The organism is Streptomyces sp. NPDC050211 (genome assembly GCF_040656035.1).
Lineage (GTDB): Bacteria > Actinomycetota > Actinomycetes > Streptomycetales > Streptomycetaceae > Streptomyces.
On the sequence record NZ_JBFALC010000003.1, the window covers coordinates 317,462 to 342,790 of the forward strand.

21 protein-coding genes and 2 tRNA genes are annotated in these 25,329 nt (G+C 68.7%); 4 read left to right on the forward strand and 19 right to left on the reverse strand.

Annotated elements, in window-relative coordinates:
- Nucleotides 1–14: 14 nt before the first annotated feature.
- The 10 genes from AB0I98_RS05380 to AB0I98_RS05425 form a co-directional block, all read right to left on the reverse strand.
- Nucleotides 15–1,559, reverse strand: a complete 1,545-nt coding sequence (locus tag AB0I98_RS05380; RefSeq protein ID WP_362935593.1) for a CYTH and CHAD domain-containing protein — start codon at nucleotides 1,557–1,559, stop codon at nucleotides 15–17.
- 91 nt (nucleotides 1,560–1,650) lie between these two features.
- Nucleotides 1,651–2,847, reverse strand: coding sequence for a rod shape-determining protein RodA (gene rodA, locus AB0I98_RS05385; RefSeq protein WP_362935596.1), 1,197 nt, complete (start codon nucleotides 2,845–2,847; stop codon nucleotides 1,651–1,653).
- Nucleotides 2,844–5,084, reverse strand: a complete 2,241-nt coding sequence (mrdA, locus tag AB0I98_RS05390) for a penicillin-binding protein 2 (protein WP_362935599.1) — start codon at nucleotides 5,082–5,084, stop codon at nucleotides 2,844–2,846. The genes rodA and mrdA overlap by 4 nt, the downstream gene beginning before the upstream one ends.
- An 80-nt stretch (nucleotides 5,085–5,164) precedes the next feature.
- A complete protein-coding gene (mreD, locus tag AB0I98_RS05395) occupies nucleotides 5,165–5,836 on the reverse strand; it encodes a rod shape-determining protein MreD (protein WP_362935602.1) in 672 nt (223 codons plus the stop codon).
- A 10-nt stretch (nucleotides 5,837–5,846) separates the two neighbouring features.
- On the reverse strand, nucleotides 5,847–6,794 hold the full coding sequence (gene mreC / locus AB0I98_RS05400; RefSeq protein WP_362935605.1) for a rod shape-determining protein MreC: 948 nt from the start codon (nucleotides 6,792–6,794) through the stop codon (nucleotides 5,847–5,849).
- Between the two features lie 135 nt (nucleotides 6,795–6,929).
- Nucleotides 6,930–7,949 (reverse strand): rod shape-determining protein, encoded by a 1,020-nt coding sequence (locus tag AB0I98_RS05405; RefSeq protein ID WP_005479350.1) that lies wholly within the window; start codon nucleotides 7,947–7,949, stop codon nucleotides 6,930–6,932.
- A 318-nt stretch (nucleotides 7,950–8,267) separates the two neighbouring features.
- Nucleotides 8,268–8,681, reverse strand: coding sequence for a nucleoside-diphosphate kinase (gene ndk / locus AB0I98_RS05410; RefSeq protein ID WP_362935607.1), 414 nt, complete (start codon nucleotides 8,679–8,681; stop codon nucleotides 8,268–8,270).
- Between the two features lie 68 nt (nucleotides 8,682–8,749).
- On the reverse strand, nucleotides 8,750–9,103 hold the full coding sequence (locus AB0I98_RS05415) for a DUF4233 domain-containing protein (RefSeq protein ID WP_362935609.1): 354 nt from the start codon (nucleotides 9,101–9,103) through the stop codon (nucleotides 8,750–8,752).
- An 8-nt stretch (nucleotides 9,104–9,111) separates the two neighbouring features.
- The gene (locus AB0I98_RS05420) at nucleotides 9,112–10,596 is read right to left on the reverse strand and encodes a folylpolyglutamate synthase/dihydrofolate synthase family protein (RefSeq protein ID WP_362935611.1); all 1,485 of its coding nucleotides are present in this window, start codon (nucleotides 10,594–10,596) and stop codon (nucleotides 9,112–9,114) included.
- A 161-nt stretch (nucleotides 10,597–10,757) separates the two neighbouring features.
- Nucleotides 10,758–13,382, reverse strand: a complete 2,625-nt coding sequence (locus AB0I98_RS05425; RefSeq protein WP_362935614.1) for a valine--tRNA ligase — start codon at nucleotides 13,380–13,382, stop codon at nucleotides 10,758–10,760.
- Between the two features lie 136 nt (nucleotides 13,383–13,518).
- On the opposite strand from AB0I98_RS05425, the gene AB0I98_RS05430 reads away from it, so the two are divergent.
- Nucleotides 13,519–14,481 (forward strand): hypothetical protein, encoded by a 963-nt coding sequence (locus tag AB0I98_RS05430; protein WP_362935616.1) that lies wholly within the window; start codon nucleotides 13,519–13,521, stop codon nucleotides 14,479–14,481.
- Nucleotides 14,482–14,555: 74 nt separating this feature from the next.
- Here AB0I98_RS05430 and clpX read toward each other — a convergent pair whose 3' ends face one another.
- The 5 genes from clpX to AB0I98_RS05455 all read right to left on the reverse strand — a co-directional run bounded on the left by clpX (nucleotide 14,556) and on the right by AB0I98_RS05455 (nucleotide 19,360).
- Entirely contained in the window at nucleotides 14,556–15,842 is a 1,287-nt protein-coding gene (clpX, locus tag AB0I98_RS05435) for an ATP-dependent Clp protease ATP-binding subunit ClpX (protein ID WP_210577586.1), read from the reverse strand.
- 184 nt (nucleotides 15,843–16,026) lie between these two features.
- Entirely contained in the window at nucleotides 16,027–16,707 is a 681-nt protein-coding gene (locus AB0I98_RS05440) for an ATP-dependent Clp protease proteolytic subunit (protein WP_362935618.1), read from the reverse strand.
- Nucleotides 16,708–16,758: 51 nt separating this feature from the next.
- Complete coding sequence (locus AB0I98_RS05445) at nucleotides 16,759–17,373, reverse strand: ATP-dependent Clp protease proteolytic subunit (protein ID WP_362935621.1); 615 nt, start codon at nucleotides 17,371–17,373, stop codon at nucleotides 16,759–16,761.
- A gap of 349 nt (nucleotides 17,374–17,722) precedes the next feature.
- Nucleotides 17,723–19,105 (reverse strand): trigger factor, encoded by a 1,383-nt coding sequence (tig, locus tag AB0I98_RS05450; RefSeq protein WP_362935624.1) that lies wholly within the window; start codon nucleotides 19,103–19,105, stop codon nucleotides 17,723–17,725.
- Nucleotides 19,106–19,283: 178 nt separating this feature from the next.
- Nucleotides 19,284–19,360: transfer RNA gene (locus AB0I98_RS05455), tRNA-Pro, on the reverse strand.
- A 131-nt stretch (nucleotides 19,361–19,491) separates the two neighbouring features.
- On the opposite strand from AB0I98_RS05455, the gene AB0I98_RS05460 reads away from it, so the two are divergent.
- A tRNA-Gly gene (locus tag AB0I98_RS05460) sits at nucleotides 19,492–19,565 on the forward strand.
- Nucleotides 19,566–19,615: 50 nt separating this feature from the next.
- On the opposite strand, the gene AB0I98_RS05465 is transcribed toward AB0I98_RS05460, so the two are convergent.
- Entirely contained in the window at nucleotides 19,616–19,810 is a 195-nt protein-coding gene (locus AB0I98_RS05465) for a hypothetical protein (RefSeq protein WP_210577588.1), read from the reverse strand.
- A gap of 444 nt (nucleotides 19,811–20,254) precedes the next feature.
- On the opposite strand from AB0I98_RS05465, the gene AB0I98_RS05470 reads away from it, so the two are divergent.
- Complete coding sequence (locus AB0I98_RS05470; RefSeq protein WP_362935627.1) at nucleotides 20,255–21,403, forward strand: acyltransferase family protein; 1,149 nt, start codon at nucleotides 20,255–20,257, stop codon at nucleotides 21,401–21,403.
- Nucleotides 21,404–21,406: 3 nt separating this feature from the next.
- Here the strand turns inward: AB0I98_RS05470 and AB0I98_RS05475 are convergent, their stop codons facing one another.
- Both AB0I98_RS05475 and AB0I98_RS05480 read right to left on the reverse strand, forming a co-directional pair.
- Nucleotides 21,407–21,874, reverse strand: coding sequence for an HD domain-containing protein (locus AB0I98_RS05475; RefSeq protein WP_362935630.1), 468 nt, complete (start codon nucleotides 21,872–21,874; stop codon nucleotides 21,407–21,409).
- A gap of 21 nt (nucleotides 21,875–21,895) precedes the next feature.
- Nucleotides 21,896–23,077 carry a PP2C family protein-serine/threonine phosphatase gene (locus AB0I98_RS05480; protein ID WP_362935633.1) on the reverse strand — a complete coding sequence of 394 codons (1,182 nt, stop codon included), beginning with the start codon at nucleotides 23,075–23,077 and terminating at the stop codon, nucleotides 21,896–21,898.
- A 162-nt stretch (nucleotides 23,078–23,239) separates the two neighbouring features.
- On the opposite strand from AB0I98_RS05480, the gene AB0I98_RS05485 reads away from it, so the two are divergent.
- Complete coding sequence (locus AB0I98_RS05485; RefSeq protein ID WP_362935636.1) at nucleotides 23,240–24,493, forward strand: GNAT family N-acetyltransferase; 1,254 nt, start codon at nucleotides 23,240–23,242, stop codon at nucleotides 24,491–24,493.
- Nucleotides 24,494–24,500: 7 nt separating this feature from the next.
- On the opposite strand, the gene AB0I98_RS05490 is transcribed toward AB0I98_RS05485, so the two are convergent.
- The gene (locus AB0I98_RS05490; protein ID WP_362935639.1) at nucleotides 24,501–25,319 is read right to left on the reverse strand and encodes a DNA-formamidopyrimidine glycosylase family protein; all 819 of its coding nucleotides are present in this window, start codon (nucleotides 25,317–25,319) and stop codon (nucleotides 24,501–24,503) included.
- Nucleotides 25,320–25,329 lie beyond the last annotated feature (10 nt).

Below are 25,329 nucleotides of genomic sequence, written 5' to 3' on the forward strand. Positions count from 1 at the left end.
GGTGACCATCCAGCCTAACGCGGCCGACGACCTCCCCCGCCCACCCAGCTGTCCGTCCGGGCCTTGATCTCGGCCCAGAGTCCGGGCAGCTCCGCCTCGTCCGCGGCGGCGCGCTGCTCCTCACGTCCGTACAGCAGCCCGTAGGTGAAGGCGCTCTCCCCCGCCGCGTGCGCCTGCTGCGCCAGCTCCCGCAGCGCCTCCCGGGCCATCACGCTGTCCTGGTGGTCGCCGAGCAGGTTCTGCAGGGACTTCATCGAGTTCAGCAGGGCGGCGGCCGGATCGCCGAGGGCCGGGACCGCGGACTCGGCCGAGTAGCGGGTCCGCTTCGCCTCTTTCCGCGCCTCGTGCAGCGGGACATCGCGGTCATGGCCCGACGGCAGAGCGAGGCCCTCCTCGATCAGCTCGGACACCCTCGAGAAGTCCTTGCGTACGGCCTTCCCGATCACCTTCTCCGGACTGCCGGCCGCCGCTGCCAGCAGGGGCGGGTCGGCGATCAGGGCGTCGAGGGTTTCCAGCAGTGCGAGGTACCGCTTCCCGTCCAGTACGGCGATCAGCCGCCGCCGGGAGCCGCCGCGCCGGGCGTGCGACCAGGTGCGCAGCCGGGTCCGGACGGGGCCGGACAGCAGGGTCCTGGGCAGTTCGTCCAGTGCGGCGGTGAGGCGCTCGGTCAGCACCTCCTGGTCGCGGTCGACGCCCAGCTCGCCGGCGAGCCATTTCAGCTCGTCGCCGATCGGGTCGGTGACGGTGCGGTCGAGGACTTTGCCGTACGACCTGAAGGCGCTGCGCATCCGGCGGGTGGCGACGCGCAGGCGGTGCACGGAGTCGTACACATCGCGCCGGACGGCCGGGTCGAGCTCGACGATCGCGTCCCGCTGGGCCCGCAGATAGGCCAGCACATGGTCCCCGGCGGTCCGGGGCGCGGCGGTCGCGGGGGCCTGCTTCTCCTTGCGCCGCTTCTTCTTGGGGGCCGTGTCGGCCAGAGCGCGCGCCAGCTTGGAGGGCGAGGCGGACGGTCGTACGCCCGCTTTGCGGAGTCGTTTCTCCACCTTGTCGAGGAAGGCCGGGTCGCCGCCGTCGGCGAGTTCCACCTCGATCTCGGTCCACTGGGCGGTGCCGCCGCCCTCGGTGAGCCGCTCGGCGCGTACGGCGTCGACGCTGACCTCGGCGAGCAGCCGGCCGTCGGCGTCCAGGAGGTCGCGTACGTCGCGGGCGGAGCGGAGCCGGACGACGGGGACCAGCTCGGCGTCCCGGACGCGGGAGCGGACGAGCCCGGCGAAGGTGCGCGGCAGGGTGTCGGAGAGGGGGGCCTGGATTTCGTCACGGACCCCGGGGCCGACCGGGAACTTCAGATGCCAGCCGGCGTCCGAGCCGCCGGTCCTGCGACGCAGGGTGATCGAGGCCGCCGCGAGGCGGGTGTCGACCGTGTCGTAGTAGGTGGCGTCGAGTTCGGCGACACCTTTGTCCATGACGGCCGCGACTCCGGCGACGCCGGTGAGGTCGGGCAGACCACTCTCGTCGGATTCATACTTGCGCTCGATTTCGCGCTTCGTGTCCGCCATGGACCGAATCTAGTGGCAGTCGGGATCAGATGACAGTGCCTACAGGAGGTGAATCACGAATGAACGCCAGGGTTCCGGGAGGTTGAATGACTTACGCCGACATGGGCCGTTGCACCCGAATCGACTGCAACAGTCCCACTGCCACCCACACCGCGAACATGGATGAACCGCCGTACGACACGAACGGCAGCGGCAGTCCCGCCACCGGCATGATCCCGAGCGTCATCCCGATGTTCTCGAAGGACTGGAAGGCGAACCAGGCGATGATCCCGGCGGCGACGATCGTGCCGTACAGCTCGGTCGTCTCACGGGCGATCCGGCACGCGCGCCACAGCACCACGCCCAGCAGCACGATGATCAGGCCGCCGCCGAGGAAGCCCAACTCCTCCCCCGCGACCGTGAACACGAAGTCGGTCTGCTGCTCCGGCACGAACTGGCCGGTGGTCTGCGAGCCGTTGAACAGGCCCGAGCCCGTCAGTCCGCCCGAACCGATCGCGATACGGGCCTGGTTGGTGTTGTAGCCGACGCCCGCCGGGTCCAGCTCCGGGTTGGCGAAGGCGGCGAAGCGATTGATCTGGTACTCGTCCAGCACCCCCAGCTGCCAGACCGCGATCGCGCCCGCGACACCGACGCCGAGCAGCCCGAAGACCCAGCGGTTGGAGGCGCCGGAGGCCAGCAGCACGCCCAGCACGATGATCACCATGACCATGACCGAGCCGAGGTCGGGCATGAGCAGCACGATCAGTATCGGCACGGTGGCCAGGCCGAGGGCCTGCAAGACCGTGCGATGGTCCGGGTACTGCTTGTCGCCCGCGTCCACCCGTGCCGCCAGCAGCATCGCCATGCCGAGGATGATCGTGACCTTCACGAACTCCGAGGGCTGGAGCGAGAATCCGGCGCCGAGGACGAGCCAGGCGTGGGCGCCGTTGATGGTCGCGCCGAGCGGCGTGAGCACCAGCAGCACCAGGAACACCGAGAGGCCGTACAGGATCGGCACGGCCCCGCGCAGGGTGCGGTGGCCGAGCCAGACCGTGCCGATCATCAGGGCGAAGCCGATGCCGGTGTTGAGCAGATGCCGGACCAGGAAGTAGTACGGGTCGCCCTCGTTGATCTCGGTGCGGTTGCGGGTCGCCGAGTAGACGAGGGCCGCGCCGATCAGCGACAGCGCGATGGCCGACAGCAGTATCGGCCAGTCGAGCCGGCGGGCGAGGGAGTCACGGGCGAACAGCCGGGTCCAGCCCGCGCGCTTGGGCCCGTACCCGGAGACGGAGAAGCTGTTGCCGGTCATGTGCGCCTCCTGAGACGCCGCTGCCTCCTGCGGGTGTCACGGTTGCCCGTGGCCGGCGTCTGCACGGTCGCCGCCTGCTGGGTCTCGTCGGGCTCGGCCTCCCCCTTCTGGCTGGCCTGCTGCTCCTTCGCCGGGTCCCCCTTGACCTTGGGCGCGGTGATCGAACCGTCCGTCTTGATCTTCGGCAGGCTCTTCTGCGGCGTCGGCAGCAGCGCGTTCTTCGGGTTGATCTGGCCGTCGTCGGAGACGCCGTACAGCGCGTCGTAGATGTTGCGGACGGCCGGACCCGAGGCGCCGGAACCCGTACCACCCTGGGAGATCGTCATGACGACCGTGTAGTCCTTGGTGTACGTCGCGAACCACGACGTCGTCTGCTTGCCGTAGACCTCGGCGGTACCGGTCTTGGCGTGCATCGGGATCTTGTCCTGCGGCCAGCCGCCGAACCGCCAGGCAGCGGTACCGCGGGTGGCGACGCCGGCCAGGGCCTCGTTCATCTCGGCGAGCGTCTTCCGGCTGACGGGCAGCTTGCCGTGCGCGCTGGGCTTGATCGGCGAGACGGTCTTGCCGTCGGCGCTGATGATCGCCTTGCCGACGGTCGGGTCGTACAGGGTGCCGCCGTTGGCGATGGCCCCGTAGATGGTGGCCATCTGGATCGGGGTCACGAGGGTGTCGCCCTGGCCGATGGAGTAGTTGATCTCGTCACCGGCGCGCATCTTGTTGCCCTCGAGGCAGTTCTCGTACGAGATCTTCTCGACGTAACTGCCGTTCTTCTTCCCCGTCTTGCACCAGGCGTCCTTGTTGGCCTCCCAGTACGACTGCTTCCACTGGCGGTCCGGGACGCGGCCGGTGACCTCGTTGGGCAGGTCGATGCCGGTCTCCTTGCCGAGGCCGAACTGGTGGGCGGCCTTGTAGAAGTAGTCCTTGGGCTCGCCCTTCTTGGGGTTGATGCCGCCGTCCTTCTGCCACTCGCTGTGCGCGAGCCGGTAGAAGACGGTGTCGCAGGAGACCTCCAGGGCCCGGCCGAGGCCGATCGGGCCGTAGCTCTGCGATTCGAAGTTCTTGAAGACCTGGCCGCCGACGGAGTAGGAGCTGGAGCAGTCGTAGTTGCCGTCGAACGGGTAGCCGGCCTCGACCGCGGCGGCCGTGGAGACCACCTTGAAGATCGAGCCGGGCGCGGCCTGACCCTGTATGGCCCGGTTCAGCAGCGGGTAGTTGGAGGACTTGCCGGTGAGCCGCGTGTAGTCCTTGGCGGAGATACCGCCCACCCAGGCGTTCGGGTCGTACGTCGGGTTGGACGCCATGGCGACGAGGCGGCCGGTCTTGGCCTCCATCACGATGACGGCACCGGAGTCCGCCTTGTAGTTCTCGCCGGTGTTGTCGTCGAACACGTCGCGGGCCTTCTTCATCGCCTCGTTCAGCTCGTACTCGGCGACCCGCTGGACCCGGGCGTCGATGCTGGTGACGAGGTTGTCGCCGGGCTGGGCCTCGTCGGCCTCGGCCTGGCCGATGACGCGGCCGAGGTTGTCGACCTCGTAGCGGGTGACGCCGGCCTTGCCGCGCAGCTCCTTGTCGTACGCGCGCTCCAGGCCCGAGCGGCCGACCTGGTCGGAGCGCAGATAGGGCGAGTCGGTGTCCTGCGCCTTGGTGATCTCCTCGTCGGTGACCGGGGAGAGATAGCCGAGGACCTGCGCGGCGTTGGCGGCGCCGGGGCTGGTGTACCGGCGTACGGCCTGCGGCTCGGCGGTGATGCCGGGGAAGTCCTCGGTGCGCTCACGGATCTGCAGGGCCTGGCGGGGCGTGGCCTCGTCGGTGACCGGGATCGGCTGGTACGGCGAGCCGTTCCAGCAGGGCTGCGGCGTCTTCGCGTCGCACAGCCGGACCTTGTCCATGACCTCCTTGGGCTTCATGCCCAAGACGCCCGCGAGCTTGGTGAGGACGGCCTTGCCGTCGTCCTTCATCTTCAGCAGTTCGGTGCGCGAGGCGGACACCACGAGCCGTGTCTCGTTGTCCGCGAGGGCGACTCCGCGTGCGTCCAGGATCGAGCCGCGTACGGCGGGCTGGACGACCTGCTGGACGTGGTTGCCGGACGCCTCCTTGGCGTACTCGTCGCCCTCGCGGATCTGCAGGTACCACAGGCGTCCGCCGAGGGTGCCGAGCAGGGAGAGGACAAGGATCTGGATGACGACGAGCCGGATCTGCACGCGTGGCGTCCGGCCGGTCTCCGGGATGTTGGTCACTGCTGGCTCCCCCTCTCAGAGCGTGTGCGACGTCTTCATATCCGACGGACCTGTGGGCGCTGCCACCAACTCCCTGGGGATCACAGCCGCTTGACCCCCTTGATGCGTCCGGCGCGGGCCACCCGTGCGCGGGCCGCCTTCACCTTGAGGCCGCCTCGCTGGCCGCCGATCCGCAGGCCGGTGCCGGAGGAGAGCCAGCCGGTGGAGATGTCGGCGGACTTGGCGGCCGACGTGGTGTCGGCGAGCGGATCGTTCTCCGCGCGCCGGGCCAGCGCCATGATCCCGGGGACGACGAAGGGGGCGAGCAGCAGGTCGTACAGCGCGGCCGTGAACAGCAGGCTGCCGAGGCCGACATGGCGGGCGGCGGTGTCGCCGACGAGGGCGCCGACTCCGGCGTACAGGAGGGTGGAGCCGATGGCGGCTGCGGCGACCACGACCATGGGGCCGGTGGCCGACTTCAGCCGGCCGTTCTCCGGTTTGACGAGCCCGGCGAGATAGCCGATGACGCACAGCACCAGCGCGTAGCGGCCGGCGGCGTGGTCGGCGGGCGGGGCGAGGTCGGCGAGGAGACCGGCGCCGAAGCCGACGAGGGCGCCGCCGACATGGCCGTACACCAGGGCCAGGCCCAGGACGGTAAGCAGCAGCAGGTCGGGGACGGCGCCCGGGAGGTGGAGGCGGGCGAGGACGCTCACCTGGAGCACCAGGGCGACGACGACGAGCGAGGAGGAGAGCAGGATCCGGTTGACGCGCATGACTCAGCTCCTACTGCTCTTGCTCGTACTGGCCGTCGAGGGGCGCTTCGGCGGACGGCGTGACCGTCACCGTCACGGTAGGCGTGGGTTTGGGCTGCGGCTTGTCCGGCAGCACCGTGTCGCGCGGATCCTGCTTCGGGGTCTCGACGACCACGCCGACGACGTCGAGCTTGGTGAAGCTGACATACGGCGTGACGTACAGCGTGCGGGTCAGGTCGCCGCCGGAGGGGTCGACGCGGGAGACCACGCCGACCGGGACGCCGGGCACGAACGGCTTGTCGGCCTGCGAGCCGAAGGTGACCAGCCGGTCGCCCTTCTTCACCTCGGCCTTGCCGTTGAGGAGCTCCACGCGCAGCGGACGGTCGCCCTGTCCGGAGGCGAAGCCGAGCTCGTCGCTGGCTTCCATCCGGGTGCCGACGGTGAAGTCGGGGTCGCTGGCGAGCAGCACGGTGGCCGTGTTGGGGCCGACGGTCGTCACCCGGCCGACCAAGCCGTCGCCGTTGAGGACGGTCATATCGCGCTTGATGCCGTCGTTGGCGCCCGCGTTGATGGTGATGGTCCAGGAGAAGCCCTGGGCCGCCCCTATCGCGATGACCTCCGCGCCCTTGATGCCGTACTGGCCCTTGCCCGCGACCTTCAGCATCTTGTCGAGCTGGGCCAGCCGACTGCGGTTGCGGTCGTCGCTGCCGAGCTTCGCCTTGAGGGCCGCGTTCTCCTGCTCCAGGGCGGCGAGCCGGTCGTGCCGCTCGCCGGAGTCACGGATCGCGGAGACGGCGTTGCCGACCGGGTCGACCGCGCTGGACACCCCGTCCTCGATCGGGCCGAACACGGCTGCCGCTCCCTGGCGCGCACCGTCGACCGGTGAGTCCTCCCCGCCGCGGATGTCCACCGTGATCAGTGCGAACGCGATGGCGATCAGCAGCACCAGAAGCAGCCGGCTCTCTTTCGTGTCCCTCACGTGCGGCGGCCGTGCCTTCCCTCTAGGAATGTGCAGGTGTTGAAGAGAAGCGTTTATGGGTGAGCTTATGTCTCTATATCAACGATCCGCCGTACAAGAAGAGATCGTCTCGTACGGCGGAATCGAAGAGTTACGTCATCTGCGGGGCTGGGCGTCGAGCACCTGCTGCAACGCCTCGAACTCCTCGACACACTTACCGGAACCGAGCGCCACGCTGTCCAGCGGATCCTCGGCGATATGGATCGGCATCCCGGTCTCCCGGCGCAGCCGCTCGTCCAGGCCGCGCAGCAGAGCACCGCCGCCGGTGAGCACGATTCCGCGGTCCATGATGTCGCCGGACAGCTCCGGCGGGCATTTGTCGAGGGTCGTCTTCACGGCGTCGACGATGGCGTTGACCGGCTCCTCGATCGCCTTGCGCACTTCACCGGCCGAGATGACGACGGTCTTGGGCAGCCCGGAAACCAGGTCCCGGCCGCGGATTTCGGTGTGTTCGTCAGCATCGAGGTCGTACGCGGAACCGATCGTGATCTTGATCTGCTCGGCCGTCCGCTCACCCAGCAGGAGCGAGTACTCCTTCTTGATGTGCTGGATGATCGCGTTGTCCAGCTCGTCGCCGGCGACGCGGATGGACTGGGCGGTGACGATGCCGCCGAGGGAGATGACCGCGACCTCCGTGGTGCCGCCGCCGATGTCCACCACCATGTTGCCCGTGGCCTCGTGGACCGGCAGGCCGGAGCCGATGGCCGCCGCCATGGGCTCCTCGATGATGTGCACCTGGCGGGCGCCGGCCTGGGACGACGCCTCGATGACGGCACGGCGCTCGACGCCCGTGATGCCCGAGGGCACACAGACGACGACCCGCGGACGAGCCAGATACCGCCGCTTGTGGATCTTCAGAATGAAGTAGCGGAGCATTCGCTCGGTGATCTCGAAGTCGGCGATCACGCCGTCCTTCAGCGGACGTACGGCAACGATGTTGCCGGGCGTGCGCCCGATCATCTTCTTCGCTTCGGCGCCGACCGCGAGAATGCCACCGGTATTGGTGTTGATCGCGACCACGGACGGCTCGTTGAGTACGATCCCGCGACCCCTGACGTACACCAGCGTGTTGGCGGTCCCGAGGTCGACAGCCATGTCACGGCCGATGAACGACATTGAGTTCCCCATCAGGATTCGTCTGGCCTTCCCACAGAGCTTTTGAGGGCTTTTCAGGTCGGCGAAGTGGGTGCTGTGACGTGAAGGCTTCCATCGTAGACGCGCCTTCCCGAACACTGCGCGAGGGTCTTCGCCATTGTCAGCAGATGATGAGCCGCCTCGCTGCCTCAGACGGTCCATCGGGGGCTCTCGTTCCCCCGATCGGCACGCATATGCCGGGGGACGGCCGGAAATAGCCAGCCGTCCCAGGTCAAGCAGGGTGACACGAGGGAACTGACGGCCTCTCAGATGAAGGCTCGGTGACGCATGGGCCTACGGTCAGCCGCGGCCCGGGAAGAAGATCTTCACCTCGCGCTCCGCGGACTCCTCGGAGTCGGAGGCGTGGATCAGGTTCTCCCGGACGATCACGCCGTAGTCACCGCGGATGGAGCCGGGAGCGGCGGCGATCGGGTCGGTCGGACCGGCCAGGGCGCGCAGTCCCTCGATGACCCGCTCACCCTCGACGATCATGGCCACGACCGGGCCCGAGGCCATGAACTCCACCAGCGGCTCGTAGAAGGGCTTGCCCTTGTGCTCGCCGTAGTGCTGCTCCAGGGTCTCCTGGTCCAGCGTGCGCAGCTCCAGCGCGGTGATCCGCCAGCCGGCCTTGCGCTCGATACGGCCGATGATCTCGCCGGTCAAGCCACGACGTACGGCGTCGGGCTTGAGGAGGACGAGGGTGCGCTGGGTCACGAGCGAGCTCCTTTGAATCAAAGGTTGTGCGGGGTGGTCTGAGCATACGGGGCGCAACCTGGTGCTTGTTACGCAGCGTCAGGCTGATCCGCCTGGGCTGCCGCGAATCTGGCCTTCGCCTCGTCGATCTTCCGGCCGTAGTGCACCGACGCCCACCACAGCGCCGCGAAGATCGCCCCCAGGAAGAACATGCTCGGCACGATGAAGCCGGAGGCGATGAGGGCGAGCTGCAGGGCCCAGCCGAGGGCGACGCCGCCGGGCCGGGTCACCAGGCCGCACAGCACCAGGCACAGGAACATCGCGATACCGCTGACCGTCCACACCGTGGTCATGGACAGATCGTCGTCCTTCATCGCGACCAGACCAGCGAAGCCGATGATGAACAGCTCGCCGATCAGGGTCGAGGAACAGAGCGTACGCATGCGTGGATTCAGCCCTTCCCCAGCAGCAGCCGGGCCTCGCCGACGGTGATGACGGAACCGGTGACGAGCACACCGCCACCGGCGAACTCGCCCTCCTCCTCGGCCAGCGTGATCGCGGCCTCCAGGGCGTCCGGCAGCCGCGGCTCGACCTGCACCCGGTCGTCCCCGAACACCTCGACGGCGATCGCGGCCAGTGCGTCGGCGTCCATCGCGCGATGGCTGGAGTTCTGCGTCACGACGACCTCGGCGAAGATCGGCTCGAAGGCCTCCAGCAGCCCCCGTACGTTCTTGTCCTCGCTGGCCCCGACCACCCCGATCAGCCGGCTGAAGTCGAAGGCCTCCCCGATCGCCTCGGCGGTTGCGCGGGCGCCCGCCGGATTGTGGGCCGCGTCCAGGACGACGGTCGGGGAACGCCGTACGACTTCCATCCGTCCCGGCGAGGCGACGGAGGCGAACGCCTTGCGGACGTGGTCGATGTCGAGCGGGTCGGAACGCTGCGCGCCGACGCCGAAGAACGCCTCGACGGCGGCGAGCGCCACGGCCGCGTTGTGCGCCTGGTAGGGGCCGTGCAGCGGCAGATACACCTCGGGGTACTCACCGCCGAGCCCGCGCAGGGTGACCAACTGCCCGCCGACGGCCACCTGCCGCGCGACCACCCCGAACTCCAGCCCCTCGCGAGCCACCGTGGCGTCGACCTCGACCGCCTTCTTCAGCATCACCTGCGCCGCCTCGACAGGCTGCTGCGCCAGGATGACCGTCGCGTCCTGCTTGACGATCCCGGACTTCTCCCCGGCGATCGCGGCTGGCGTCTCGCCGAGCCGGTCGGTGTGATCGAGGTCGATCGGAGTGACGACGGCGACATCACCGTCGATCACATTGGTGGCGTCCCAGGAGCCGCCCATACCGACCTCGACGACGGCCACATCGACGGGCGCGTCCGCGAAGGCGGAGTACGCCATGCCCGTCAGCACCTCGAAGAACGACAGGCGGAACTCCTGCTGGGCGTCCACCATCTCGATGTACGGCTTGATGTCCTGGTACGTCTCGATGAACCGCTCGGCGGAGATCGGCGCACCGTCCAGGCTGATCCGCTCGGTGATCGACTGCACATGCGGGCTCGTGTACCTGCCGGTGCGCAACTCGAACGCGCCGAGCAGGGCCTCGATCATGCGGGCGGTGGAGGTCTTGCCGTTGGTGCCGGTGATGTGGATCGAGGGGTACGCGCGCTGCGGCTCGCCCAGGACGTCCATGAGTGCGGCGATCCTGGCGACCGACGGCTCCAGCTTGGTCTCGCCCCAACGGGTCGCCAGCTCCCCCTCGACCTCACGGAGGGCCTTGTCGACCTCGGGGTCCTCGGGGCGCACCGGCACGGTGGCCTCCGGCGGGCCGCCCTGGGTACGCAGGGTGCGGCTGCCGGCCTCGATGACCGCGAGGTCGGGGTCGCGGTCTGTCTCGGCGGCGACGATCTCGTCGAACGGGTCGCTTTCACTCACGGGGTCAGTCTACGTACCCAGCCTGCGGGCAGTCGTGCCGCTGGGGCGGCACGGGTGGGCGCAGGCGGCACCCCGCAGCGCGGGCGAGCGACTCGCCCCGACGGCAACCAAAAGCCCCCGGAACCGACAAGCTCCGGGGGCCTTGGGCAACGTAGAAACCCTTACGCGGGCGGCAGCCTGTCCAGCTGCGCCTTGATCCGCGCGATGTCCTCGTCCGCCTTGGCGAGCCGCGTGCGGATCTTCTCCACGACGTGGTCCGGCGCCTTCGCGAGGAACCCCTCGTTGCCGAGCTTGGCGGTGGACTGGGCCTTGTCCTTCTCCGCGGCGGCCAGGTCCTTGGCCAGGCGCTTGCGCTCCGCGGCCACGTCGATCGCGCCCGAGAGGTCCAGTGCGACCGTCGCCCCCGCGACCGGCAGCGTCGCCGTCGCCGAGAAGCCCTCGCCCTCCGGCTGCAGGCGCCCCAGCTGGCGGATGGCCGGCTCGTGCGGGGCGAGCCCCGTGCCGTCCAGGGTCAGGCGGGCCGGGACGCGCTGGCCCGGCTGGAGACCCTGGTCGTTGCGGAAGCGGCGGACCTCCGTGACGAGCTGCTGCAGCGCCCCGATCTCCTGCTCCGCGGCCGCGTCACGGAAGCCGCTGTCCTTCGGCCAGTCCGCGATCACGAGCGACTCGCCGCCCGTCAGCGTCGTCCACAGCGTCTCCGTGACGAAGGGAACGACCGGGTGCAGCAGCTTGAGCGTGACGTCGAGGACTTCGCCCAGGACGCGCTTGCTGACCTCCGCCGGCTCGCCGCCCGCGTTGAACGTGGTCTTGGACAGCTCGACGTACCAGTCGAAGACCTCGTCCCACGCGAAGTGGAACAGCGCGTCGGAGAGCTTCGCGAACTGGAAGTCCTCGTACAGCGCGTCGACTTCGGCGACGACGGAGTTGAGGCGGGACAGAATCCAGCGGTCCGTCGCCGACATCTGCTCCGGAGACGGCAGCGGGCCTTCCACCGTCGCGCCGTTCATCAGCGCGAAGCGCGTCGCGTTCCAGATCTTGTTGGCGAAGTTGCGGGAGCCCTGGACCCAGTCCTCGCCGATCGGGACGTCGGTACCGGGGTTGGCACCGCGGGCCAGGGTGAAGCGCAGGGCGTCGCTGCCGTACTTGTCCATCCAGTCCAGCGGGTTGACCGCGTTGCCGAAGGACTTCGACATCTTCTTGCCGAACTGGTCGCGGACCATGCCGTGCAGGGCGATGGTGTGGAACGGCGGGGTGCCGTCCATCGCGTACAGGCCGAACATCATCATCCGGGCGACCCAGAAGAAGAGGATGTCGTAGCCGGTGACCAGGACGGAGTTCGGGTAGAACTTCGCGAGCGACTCGGTCTGTTCGGGCCAGCCGAGGGTCGAGAAGGGCCACAGGCCGGAGGAGAACCAGGTGTCGAGGACGTCGGTGTCCTGGTGCCAGCCCTCGCCGGTCGGGGTCTCGTCGTCGGGGCCGACGCAGACGACCTCGCCGTTCGGCCCGTACCAGACCGGGATCCGGTGACCCCACCACAACTGCCGCGAAATACACCAGTCGTGGAGGTTGTCGACCCAGTCGAAGTACCGCTTCTCCATCTCCTGCGGATGGATCTTGACACGCCCGTCGCGGACCGCGTCACCGGCGGCCTTCGCCAGCGGGCCGACCTTGACCCACCACTGCATCGACAGGCGCGGCTCGATGGTGGTCTTGCAGCGTGAGCAGTGGCCGACGGAGTGGACGTACGGCCGCTTCTCGGCGACGATCCGCCCTTCGGCGCGCAGCGCGGCGACGATGGCCGAGCGGGCCTCCAGCCGGTCCTGGCCCTGGAAGGGGCCGTGGGCGGTGATGACGGCGTGCTCGTCCATGATCGTGATGGCGGGCAGGTCGTGCCGCTGGCCGATCTCGAAGTCGTTCGGGTCGTGGGCCGGGGTGACCTTGACGGCACCCGTGCCGAACTCGGGGTCGACGTGCTCGTCGGCGACGACCGGGATGGAACGGTCGGTCAGCGGCAGCCTGATGAGCTTGCCGACGAGGTGCTTGTACCGCTCGTCCTCGGGGTGAACGGCGACGGCCGTGTCGCCGAGCATGGTCTCGGCACGGGTGGTGGCGACGACGATCGTCTCGTCCCCGTCCCCGTACTTCATGGAGACCAACTCGCCGTCGTCGTCCTGGTATTCGACCTCGATGTCGGAGATGGCGGTCAGACACCGGGGGCACCAGTTGATGATGCGCTCGGCGCGGTAGATCAGCTCGTCGTCGTAGAGCCGCTTGAAGATGGTCTGAACGGCCTGGGACAGGCCCTCGTCCATGGTGAAGCGCTCACGCGACCAGGCGACACCGTCACCGAGCCGCCGCATCTGACCGCTGATCTGCCCGCCGGACTCGCCCTTCCACTGCCAGACCCGCTCGACGAAGGCCTCACGGCCCAGGTCGTGCCGGGACTTGCCCTCCTTGCCCAGCTCGCGCTCGACGACGTTCTGCGTCGCGATGCCCGCGTGGTCCATGCCGGGCTGCCACAGGGTCTCGTACCCCTGCATGCGCTTACGACGGGTCAGCGCGTCGATGAGGGTGTGCTCGAAGGCGTGCCCGAGGTGGAGCGAGCCGGTGACGTTGGGCGGCGGAATGACGATGGTGTACGGAGGCTTGTCACTCTTCTCATCGGCCTCGAAGTAACCCCGCTCCACCCAGCGCTCGTACAGCGGCCCTTCTACATCGGCCGGCGCGTACTGGGTCGGCAGTTCGGTGTCGGGCGCTGATGGCTGCTGCTGAGCGTTCTCGGTCACCCGCTCAGTTTAGAGGTGTCGCGGGCGTGTCCCGAAACGCGTTTGTTCTGTAACACTGCGCCCCCCGATGCCGTGCGCCCCCTGTGCCTGCGCCAGGATGTCGGGAACACATAAGCATCTGGAGGGGAACCCAGAAATGAGCTACAACCAGCCGGGCCCGTACGGCGGGCAGCCCCAGCAGCCCGGACCGTACGGCCAGCCGGGTCCGTACGGCCAGCAGCCGCAGGCCCCCCAGCCCGGCTATGGCTACCCCCAGCAGGCTCCGCCCGCCCAGCCCGGTTACGGCTACCCCCAGCAGCCCCCGCAGGGCGTCCCGCCCCAGACCCCTCCCTACGGCCAGCAGCCTCCGTACGGCCAGGCCCCGTACGGCGCCCCCCAGCCGCCGGCTCCGGGCGGCGGCGGGAAGAAGACGGGCATCATCATCGGCGCGGTGGCCGTCGTGGCGGCGATCGGTGTCGGTGCGTACTTCCTGATCGGCGGCGGCGCCGGCGCGGGCGGCATCGAGGACGACGGCGCGCACAAGCTGACGACGCCGGAGACGGTGCTCAGCGAGTACAAGCTGTTCACCAAGGACTCCGAGGGCTCCGGCACGGACACGGCGGAGGACCTGACGAAGAGCGGCGTCAAGAACGGCACCGCGGTCTCCGGCATCTACTCGACGGCCGACCTGAGCGACTACGACCCCAGCGACCCCTCCACCGCCCCCGACCCCAGCGAAATCGCGACGGCCAAGGGCATCACCTACATCGGCGCCTACGGTGAGATCGCCGATCCCGAGAAGTCCCTGGACGAGTTCTTCGCGCTGATCAAGAAGGAGTCCCAGGACAACTCCTCGTCCTCGGGCAGCACCGCGGCCCCGAAGACCGAGATGGTCGGCGAGCCCGAAGAGGTCGAGATCGACGGTGCGGTGATGAAGTGCCAGGCGGCCAAGGGCACCAACCTGGCCACGCAGAAGGCGAAGACAGACTGGTTCTGTGCCTGGGCCGACTACAGCACGATGGCCATGGTCTCCCCCGGTGACGCCGCCAAGGACATGACGAAGGACGTCGCCGCCGACCTCACCAGCAAGCTCCGCGAGGAGATCCGCGTCAAGGCCTGACGCCTCGCACACCCGTCGAGCGCGAAGGGGCCCCGGTCGGCTGACCGGGGCCCCTTGCCGTGTGCGTACGGCTGCTACGCCGACTTCTGCTCGCCCGAGCCCCGCCCTCGCGCGTCCCGCGGGATCAGGGTCGGGTTGACGTTCGAGTGGACGACCTCGGCGGTGATGACGACGCGAGCGACGTCCTTGCGGGAGGGGATCTCGTACATCACGCCCTGGAGGACTTCCTCCATGATGGCGCGCAGGCCGCGGGCGCCGGTCTGGCGGAGGATGGCCTGGTCGGCGATGGCTTCGAGGGCCTCGCGTTCGAAGTCGAGTTCCACGCCGTCGAGTTCGAAGAGGCGCTCGTACTGCTTCACGAGCGCGTTGCGCGGCTCGATCAGGATCTGGAGCAGGGCCTCGCGGTCCAGGTTGTGGACGCTCGTGATGACGGGGAGGCGGCCGATGAACTCGGGGATCATGCCGAACTTGACCAGGTCCTCCGGCATGACGTCCTCGAACTGGTCCTTGGACTGCAGCTCCCGCTTCGAGCGGATCGTCGCGCCGAAGCCGATGCCCTTCGCGCCGGCCCGGGACTCGATGATCTTCTCCAGTCCGGCGAAGGCGCCGCCTACGATGAACAGGACGTTCGTCGTGTCGATCTGGATGAACTCCTGGTGGGGGTGCTTGCGCCCACCCTGTGGAGGCACCGAGGCCGTCGTGCCTTCGAGGATCTTCAGCAGCGCCTGCTGGACGCCCTCGCCGCTCACATCCCGGGTGATCGACGGGTTCTCGCTCTTGCGGGCCACCTTGTCGATCTCGTCGATGTAGATGATCCCGGTCTCGGCCTTCTTGACGTCGTAGTCGGCCGCCTGGATGAGCTTCAGCAGGATGTTCTCGACGTCCTCGCCGACGTACCCGGCCTCCGTCAGCGCCGTCGCGTCTGCGATGGCGAACGGGACGTTGAGCATGCGCGCGAGGGTCTGGGCCAGCAGGGTCTTGCCGGAGCCCGTGGGGCCGAGGAGCAGGATGTTGGACTTCGCCAACTCGATGGCGTCCTCGCGGCTTTGGGCGCCGCCGTTCTCACCGGCCTGGACCCGCTTGTAGTGGTTGTACACCGCGACGGAGAGCGCCTTCTTGGCGGCCTCCTGGCCGACCACATAGCCCTCGAGGAACTCGTAGATCTCGCGCGGTTTGGGGAGTTCCTCCCAGCGCACCTCGCTGGTCTCCGCGAGTTCTTCCTCGATGATCTCGTTGCAGAGATCGATGCACTCGTCGCAGATGTACACACCGGGGCCTGCGATGAGCTTCTTGACCTGCTTCTGGCTCTTGCCGCAGAACGAGCACTTGAGCAGATCGCCGCCGTCACCGATGCGTGCCACGGTGTGCTTCCCCTTCGCCTGGGAGACGCCTAGGTCCAGCGGCTCCTGGTGCTGCCTTATGTCCGACGGTACCTTGCCGGGGCCCTCGTTCGGGCCCCCCTTGGCACGGTTCACTTCCACGCGCGCTTTGTCGTGCACAGTGCCGAACCGTGCCAAGGAGCGGCAGACGATACAGCCTTCCGCGTCAGCGGACCGATTCGTTGTTAATCTTCCGGGTCGAGATGATCTGATCGATCAGGCCGTACGACAGCGCGTCCTCGGCCGTGAGGATCTTGTCGCGCTCGATGTCCTCGCGGATCCTCTCGATCGGCGTGGTGGAGTGCTTGGCCAGCATCTCCTCCAGCTGCGCGCGCATCCGGAGGATCTCGTTGGCGGCGATCTCCAGGTCGGAGACCTGACCGCGGCCCGTCTCGCTGTACGGCTGGTGGATCAGGATGCGGGCGTTCGGCAGCGCCATGCGCTTGCCGGGCGAGCCGGCCGCGAGCAGGACGGCCGCGGCGGAGGCCGCCTGGCCCATGCAGACCGTCTGGACGTCCGGCTTCACGAACTGCATCGTGTCGTAGATCGCAGTCAGCGCCGTGAAGGAACCACCGGGGCTGTTGATGTAGACCGAGATGTCCCGGTCGGGGTCCATCGACTCCAGGCACAGCAGCTGCGCCATGACGTCGTTGGCGGAGGCGTCGTCGATCTGCACGCCGAGGAAGATCACGCGCTCCTCGAAGAGCTTCGCGTACGGGTCGTACTCGCGGACGCCCTGCGAGGTGCGCTCGACGAAGCGGGGGATGACGTACCGGGACTCGGCGACGGGCACCGTGCTCTCGGCGCGTGCGCGGTCGTACATGCCGCGGCCGGGGAAGTCGTTCACTGTCTGTCTCCTAGAAGGCTGAGGCGGTCGGCTGGGGGCTGCGCGGGGGCCTCAGGCCCCGGTGCCGCCGCCGCCCGGCAAGCTCGCGGCGTGCGTGATGACATCGTCGATCAGGCCGTACTCCTTGGCCTCGTCGGCGTCGAACCACCGGTCGCGGTCGGAGTCGCGGGTGATCTGCTCGATCGTCTGGCCGGTGTGGAAGGACGTCAGCTCCGCCATGCGCTTCTTGGTGTGCAGCAGCCGCTCGGCGTGGATCTTGATGTCCGAGGCCGAGCCGGCGAGGCCCGCGGAGGGCTGGTGGATCAGGATCTCGGCGTTCGGGAGCGCGAAGCGCTTGCCCGGGGTACCCGCGCTGAGAAGGAACTGGCCCATCGAGGCGGCGAGGCCCATCGCAATCGTCACCACGTCGTTCTTGATGAACTGCATGGTGTCGTAGATCGCCATGCCGGCCGTGATCGAGCCGCCGGGGCTGTTGATGTAGAGGTTGATGTCCTTGTCCGGGTCAGCGGCAAGGAGCAGCAGCTGCGCGGTGATCTTGTTCGCGATGTCGTCGTCGACCGGCTGGCCGAGGAAGATGATCCGCTCGTTGAGCAGCCGGTTGTAGACCTGGTCGCCGAGGCCACCGAAGGAAGGCTCGCCGGCGGCTGTAGGCATCAGATTCGTCACGTATCCACCTGCTCGTCTAAACGACGGCGCCGGGCCGTCTCACGTATCCCTGCGGGGGCCTCCGGCGGTTTGGCCGAGTTCTGGGCCCCGTATTCATGGACCCTAACGCGCTGGTCCCTTCGGGGAATCCCGGAGAGAGGGGTGTTCGCCGGGGGCGTAGAGCCTGCGGCGGGCTGGGCGGTGGCTACTCGCCGTGATTGTGCGGGTACGTGGGCAGCTGCGGGTGCGTCGTGGTTGCTCGCGCAGTTCCCCGCGCCCCTGGGTTGGCTGTCCGGCCGCATGACAGAAGGGCCCCCGGGTTTCACAACCACCCAGGAGCCCTCCCTACGACCTGCCAAGCGCCGTGGGCTCAGCCCTCGGTCTTCTCCTCGGCGGCGCCCTCCGCGAGCTCGACCGTCTCTGTGGCCTGCTCGTCCTCGTCCTCGTCGTCGAGGTCGATGATCTCGCCGTTGGTGTCCTTGACGGTGGCCTTCTCGACGACGACGGCCAGGGCCTTGCCGCGGGCGACCTCGCCGACCAGGAGGGGGACCTGGCCGCCCTCGACGACGGCCTGGGCGAACTGGTCGGGGGACATGCCGGAGGAAGCGGCGCGGCGCATGAGGTGCTCGGTGAGCTCCTCCTGGTTGACGTTGAGCTTCTCCTGCTTGACGAGCTCGTCGAGCACGAACTGGGTCTTGATGCCCTTGACCGCGGCTTCGCGGGTCTCGGTCTCGAACTCTTCCTCGGTCTTGCCCTGGATCTCCAGGTACTTCGCGAGGTCGAGGCCCATCTGGCCGAGCTGGTGGTGCTCGAGGTTGTGCTTACGGGTGTTGATCTCGTCCTCGAGCAGCTTCTCGGGGACGGGCACCTCGACCAGCTCGAGCAGCTTCTCCAGGACGCGCTCCTGGGCCTGCGTGGCCTGGTCGTACTGCTTCATGTTCTCGAGGCGCTTGCGGCTGTCGGCCCTGAGCTCCTCGAGGGTGTCGAACTCGGAGGCGAGCTGCGCGAAGTCGTCGTCCAGCTCGGGGAGCTCGCGCGCGGCGACCTGGGAGACCTTGACGGTGACCTCGGCCTCCTTGCCGGCCGCGGAGCCGCCCTTGAGCTCGGAGGTGAAGGTGGCCTCGCCACCGGCCTCCAGGCCCTTCACGGCGTCGTCGATGCCGTCGAGGAGCTCGCCGGAGCCGATGGTGTAGGAGACACCGCTCGCCACGCCGTCCTCGAGGATCTCGCCCTCGACCTTGGCCTCCAGGTCGAGGGTGACGACGTCGCCGTCCTCGGCGGCACGCTCGACCGGGGAGGTGGAGGCGAAGCGCTCGCGGAGCTGCTCGACCGACTCCGCGATGTCGTCGTCCGTCACCTCGACGGCGTCGACCTCGACCTCGATGCCGGAGAAGTCCGGGATCTCCAGGGCCGGGCGGATGTCGACCTCGGCGGTGAAGTTCAGCGTCTCGCCGTCCTTCAGCTCGGTGATGTCGACCTCGGGCTGGCCCAGGACGTCGATCTCGGCCTCGTTGACCGCCTCGGTGTAGAACTTGGGCAGCGCGTCGTTGACGGCCTCCTCCAGCACCGCACCGCGGCCGAACCGCTGGTCGATGACGCGGGCCGGGATCTTGCCCTTGCGGAAGCCCTTCACCGTGACCTGCTGGTTGATCTTCTTGTACGCCGCGTCGAGGCTGTCCTTGAGCTCCTCGAAGGGCACCTCGACAGTGAGCCGAACCCGGGTCGGGTTCAGGGTCTCCACGGCGCTCTTCACGGTTCGGTCTCCTTGTGGCTGACTTCTTGGTTTCTGCCGGAGCCAGACTGGCCCGGCGGATTTCGCCGCCCGGAGGACTTCAGTGATCTTCACTGCCGAGACACACGGACGCGCAGCTTGCATAGTAGCCGTAGCCGCCGGACGCCCCCAAAGGCGATCATGCGAGGAGATCCGTACGTGGTCGGGGTGGCGGGATTTGAACCCACGGCCTTCCGCTCCCAAAGCGGACGCGCTACCAAGCTGCGCCACACCCCGTGCTGGTGCGACACGTAGGGTACATGCCCGCAGGCAGTGCGGCTGCCGCAATTATGGGGTGTGCGGTGAGGGGGCACGACCCGCTACGATGCCTGCAGTGCCGCGGTCACCTGACCTGCGGCGCGTGCTGTGCGGGCGTAGCTCAATGGTAGAGCCCTAGTCTTCCAAACTAGCTACGCGGGTTCGATTCCCGTCGCCCGCTCCATGAGGGCCCGGTTCTTCGGAACCGGGCCCTTCTGCATGTCACGGGTCCGGTCAGAACTGGATCTCGTTGATCGTCTGGGCTATCGAGTCGAGGAAGCGCTGGATGTCGTCGGCCATACCCGTCGAGGCGAGGAAGAAGCCGAAGAGGACCGCGACGACCGCGGGGCCGGCCTTGATGTTCCCTGCCCGGATCATCACCACCAGGATGATCGCCAATAGCAGCACCACTGACAGTGAAATGGCCACAACTGATCACACCCTCGGTCGGATCCGCTCTCCCGGCCTGGGATGCCGCCCCGCGCACCCCCGCCAGAACCATCGTGCCACCAACGGGGCCCCGGTATGCGGCCCGTGACGTATCGTCTGCCACACCCGTATCCGACAAGTCCGGATCTGTCCGTACGAACTCATATCTCTGTCACAGCTTGCGACACAATTCGCCGGTCAACTGCGCAAGGAATTCGGCCGGTTCGTTTCGGTGTCCACACAACCCGTTCGCAGGGAATTCGATTTGTTGCACGCAAAGGCAACGGAAGCGGACATTCCGTCGCTCGGCGCAAGTGACCCAGTGTGTTCACCGTCACTCCATCCGCCATGCCAACTTCCGGCAAACACAGGTGGTCGCGGCGGAAAAGCGGGAATGACGTCGGGGTTTTACGAGAGCCCACAGGCAACGCTAGGGTGCCTCAGATGTTCCACGCCGCCACGCCCTCCACCAGCGGTCACACCCGAGCGCCGCTCCCCCCGGCGCAGTCGCCGACGTCGGGAGCCCCGAGTTCGGGAGCACCGCAGAGACAGCAGAAACAGCAGCGCGACGCTTTCTTCGACAACGCCAAGTATCTGGCGATCGTGCTGGTGGCGATCGGCCACTCCTGGGAACCGCTCAAGGCGGACAGCCGGATCCTGGAGGCCGTGTACTCGGTCGTGTACTCGTTCCACATGCCGGCCTTCATCGTCATCTCCGGCTTTTTCTCGCGCAGTTTCGACATGCGCCCGGACCGGCTGAAGCGATTGATCACCGGTGTGGCGGTGCCGTACATCCTCTTCGAGACGGCCTATCCGCTCTTCAAGCGTGTCGTCGCCGACGATCCTGGCCAGGAGGTCAGTCTGCTCGACCCCTGGTATCTCACCTGGTTCCTGTGCGCGCTGTTCATCTGGCGGATGACGACGCCGATCTGGAAGCTGGTGCGGTGGCCGCTGCCGCTCGCGCTCGCCATCGCCATGCTGGCGTCGGTGACCCCGGAGATCGGCAACGACCTCGATCTGCAGCGGGTGTTGCAGTTCCTGCCGTACTTCGTGCTGGGTCTGTGCATGAAGCCCGAGCACTTCCAGCTGGTGCGCCGGCGTTCGGTGCGGATCGCGTCCGTGCCGGTGTTCGCGGCGGCGCTGATGGTCGGCTGGTGGGCCGTGCCGCGGATGAACACCGCGTGGTTCTACCACCGTGACGCCGCGCAGAACCTGGGCGCTCCCTGGTGGACCGGGCCGGTGATGGTGCTGGCGACGTTCGGCTGCTCGACGCTGCTGACCGCCTGCTTCTTCGCCTGGGTGCCGCGCCGCCACATGTGGTTCACGGCGCTCGGCGCGGGCACGCTGTACGGCTATCTGCTGCACGGATTCCTGGTCAAGGCCGGCGACTACCAGGGCTGGTTCGACCACGCCTGGCTGCACCGCCCGCTCGGCGAGATCATCGTGACCGTCCTCGCGGCGGCCGTCGTGACGCTCCTCTGCACGGCGCCGGTGCGACGGGTGTTCCGCTTCGCGATGGAGCCGAAGATGGAGTGGGCGTTCAAACGGGACGCGGCCGAGCTGGCCCGCGAACGCGAGAAGGCACGCGCCTAGGCACTATCCACCGCTCGATTCACCCTTCAGACCGAGAAGCGCGCGCATCCGTGCGTACTTCTCGGTCAGTCGTGTGCGGGTGGGCGCGTCGAGTGCGGCGAGGCGCGCCGGGTTCGCGTTGTGTGCCAGGTCGGCCTCCTTGACCAGCAGGGCGCCCGGGGTGGTGAGAATGCGTGCGGCGTACGCCTCTGGGGGTTCCCCGGCCCGTTTGGTGACCGCGCGCACGATGTCCTTCGTACGACGGCTCAGCGCGGCCCCGTCCAGCCACTGGTCGGAGAGCTTGTCGTCCTCGACGGCGTCGTGCAGCCAGGCCGCCGCGATCTGCTCGTCGTCCCCGCCCCGCACGCTTACGCCCTCGGCGACGGCCCGCAGGTGCTCGGCGTAGGGCCGTCCGGCCTTGTCGGTCTGGTCTCGGTGGGCGGCGCGGGCGAGGGCTTCTACTTCGGGGAGGGTCAAGGGCGTTGGAGTCACCCCTCCAGTGTGAGTCACCCCTCAGCGGGCCGCGGCCTGAGCCGTCGGACCCTCGCGGCAGATCAGCAGCAGCGCCCGGTCGTCGTTGACGTCCTTCGCCACCGCCTCGATGAGATGCCAGGCCGCGCCGTGGAAGCCGCCGGCGACATAGCGGTCGGCCTCGCCGGTGAGGCGGTCGATGCCCTCGACGATGTCACGGTCGGACGTTTCCACCAGACCATCGGTGAACAGCATCAACACGTCACCGGGGCGCAAAGACCCCTTCACCGGGTCGAACTGGGCACCGTCGTACACGCCCAGCAACGGTCCCTCGGCAGCCTTCTCCTCCCAGCGTCCGCTGCCCGCGCTGAGCTGGAGCCCCGGTGGATGCCCGGCGGAGTACAGCTCGTAGTCGCCGGAGTCGAGGTCGAGGACGAGGTGGATGGAGGTGGCGAAGCCCTCGTCCCAGTCCTGGCGCAGGAGATAGCCGTTGGCGGCGGGGAGGAAGGCGTGCGGCGGCAGGCTGCCGAGCAGGCCGCCGAAGGCGCCCGACAGCAGCAGCGCCCGTGATGCCGCGTCCATGCCCTTGCCGGAGACGTCGGTGAGGACTACTTCGAGCGTGCGCCCGCCGTTCGTGCGGGCGGCCACCACGAAGTCGCCCGAGAAGGACTGCCCGCCGGCCGGCCGCAGCGCCATCTCGCGGTGCCACGTCACCGGCAGCTTCGGCAACTTGCTCTGCACCCGGATACGTTCCCGCAGGTCGAACAGCATCGTGCCGCCGCGCCGCCAGGGCACGCCGACCCGGCTGCGGAACTGTGCGATCAGCAGCCCGAAGAACCCGCAGGCGGCGACCACCAGCACCACACCCGGCGTGACCCGGGACGGCCCTTCCGTGTACGGCCCGAGCTGCACCGACTCCACGATCAGCGCGGTCGCCGCCGCCGCGTAGAGGCCGAGCAGGCTGGCGGGGCGCAGCAGCAGCCCGCCCGCGACGATGGGCAGGACCAGCGCGGCCGGTGAGCACCACACCGAGTTGGCGAGCGTGGTGATCGCGATCAGCGGGATGGTGAGCAGCAGTCCGGCCAGCGCGATCCAGTCCGAGCCGTCGCCGCGGAAGTAGTCGACGGCACTTCTGCGCAGGCCGGTGCGGACCCGGTGCACGTGCATCTTCAACCGGGCCGTGAACGTCTCGGCGGCCGTGCGCCGCTCTCGTCCTGCTGCCATTAGTTCGGGACCCTATCCATCCGACCAGCCGCTTGGCACGGGAGGTCCCACTTGTCCCCCGTCCGAGGCTGGACTTCACAGTGAACTTCACAGAAACCCGTCGCGCCCCCGCCCCGGCAAAATTCCCTCGCCCGTCCCGCAACACCCTGATAGGCATGGGCCATGGGCACAGACAGCGCGACGGACGCCGAGACCGACCTGCGGGTGCTGCGACAGGACGAGTGGAACACCTTCTACGACTCCCTGATCCGCGCCTTCGGCGGGGTCCCGGAGTCGGCCGAGGAGCGGGAGCTGTGGAACTCGCTCACGGAAACGGACCGTTCGATCGCCGCCTGGGACGGTGACCAGTGCGTCGGCACGGCCGGCGCGTTCACCTTCCGGCTGACCGTGCCCGGCGGTGCCTCGGTGCCCGCGGCGGGCGTCACCATGGTCAGCGTGGCCGCCACCCACCGGCGGCGCGGGCTGCTGACGTCGATGATGCGGCGGCAGCTGGACGACGTCCGCTCCTGGGGCGAGCCGCTCGCCGTACTGACCGCCTCCGAGCCGGAGATCTACGGGCGGTTCGGGTACGGCGTCGCGACATTTCACGCCAACGTCGAGATCGACACGAATCGTGTACGGCTGTCCGTGCCGCCCGGCACCGATGACGTACGGCTGCGGTACTCGGCGCCGGCCGACGTGCTCGACGTATGCGAGGCGCTGTACGCGCGCGAGGTGTCGCTGCGGCCGGGCATGCTGGCCAGGCGGCCGGGGTGGGAGCGGGTGGGGCTGCTCGACCCGGAGAGCGAACGGGAGGGTGCGTCGGCGCTGCAGTGCGTGGTGGCGGAGCGGGACGGCGAGGTCGTCGGGTATGCGCGCTTCCATGTGAAGCCCGAGTGGGACGTCACCGGGCCCAAGGGCACGGTGCAGCTGCGGGACGCCTTCGGGGTGGACCCGGCGGCGCACGCCGCGCTGTGGCGCTTCCTGTGCGACATCGACCTCACCTCGACACTGAGTGCGCGCGGGCGGCCGCTGGACGAGGCGTGGCAGTACATGGTGTCCGACATCCGGCGGTGTTCACTGCAGGTGCGGGACTCGCTGCATGTACGGCTGGTGGATGTGGGGGCGGCGCTCGAGGCGCGGACGTATCAGGCCCCGGTGGACGTGGTGTTCGAGGTCGAGGACGCGTTCTGCCCCTGGAACGCGGGGCGTTGGCGGCTCACCGGGGACGCCAAGGGAGCGTCCTGCGCGCGTACCGAGGACGCGGCCGATCTCGCCCTGTCCGTACGGGAGTTGGGGGCGGCGTACCTCGGCGGCGTGACCCTGGGCGCGCTGGGGGCGGCCGGGCGGGTGCGGGAGCTGCGGGACGGGGCGCTGACGGAGGCGTCGGTGGCGTTCGCGTCGACCGTGGCGCCCTGGCTGCCGCACGGGTTCTGACGTCTGGTCAGCTTCGCTGGCAGTGCTGGCACTTGGGGCACCAGAAGAGGTTGCGGGCGGCGAGATCGGCGGTGCGGATCTCGCCGCCACAGATGTGGCAGGGCAGGGTGGCCCTGCGGTACACGTAGACCTCGCCGCCGTGGTCGTCGACGCGGGGCGGGCGGCGCATCGCCTCCGGGGTGTGCTCCGGGCGGACGGTGTCGATGCGGTTGTTGCGGACGCCCTCACGCATCAGCTCGACGAGGTCGGTCCAGATCGCGTCCCACTCGGCCGGGGTGATGTCCTTGCCTTCGCGGTACGGGTCGATGCCCTGCCGGAAGAGGACCTCGGCGCGGTAGACGTTGCCGACGCCGGCGATGACCTTCTGGTCCATGAGGAGCGCGGCGATGGTGGTGCGGCTGCGGGAGATACGCCGGTAGGCGGCGTCCCGGTCGGCGTCCGTGCGCAGGGGGTCCGGGCCGAGGCGGGCGTGTATCGCGTCCTTCTCGGCGTCCGTGATCAGGGCGCAGGTCGTGGGGCCGCGGAGATCGACGTACGACGTGCTGTTCGCGAGGCGGAGGCGGACCGTGTCCGTCGGCGGGGGTGCGGGGGCGTCGCCGAAGCCGACCTTGCCGAAGAGGCCGAGGTGGATGTGGATCCAGTCGGCGTCCCGGAAGCCGAGGAAGAGGTGCTTGCCGTGGGCGTCGGCGGTCCGGAGGGTTCCGCCGGTCAGGAGGGCGGCGGCGTCGGAGAACTTGCCCTGAGGGCTGGTGACTTGGGTTCTACGGCCGGAGAAGCGGTCCGCGTAGTCCAGCGCCAGCCGGTGAATTGTGTGGCCCTCGGGCAAGTCCCGCGAT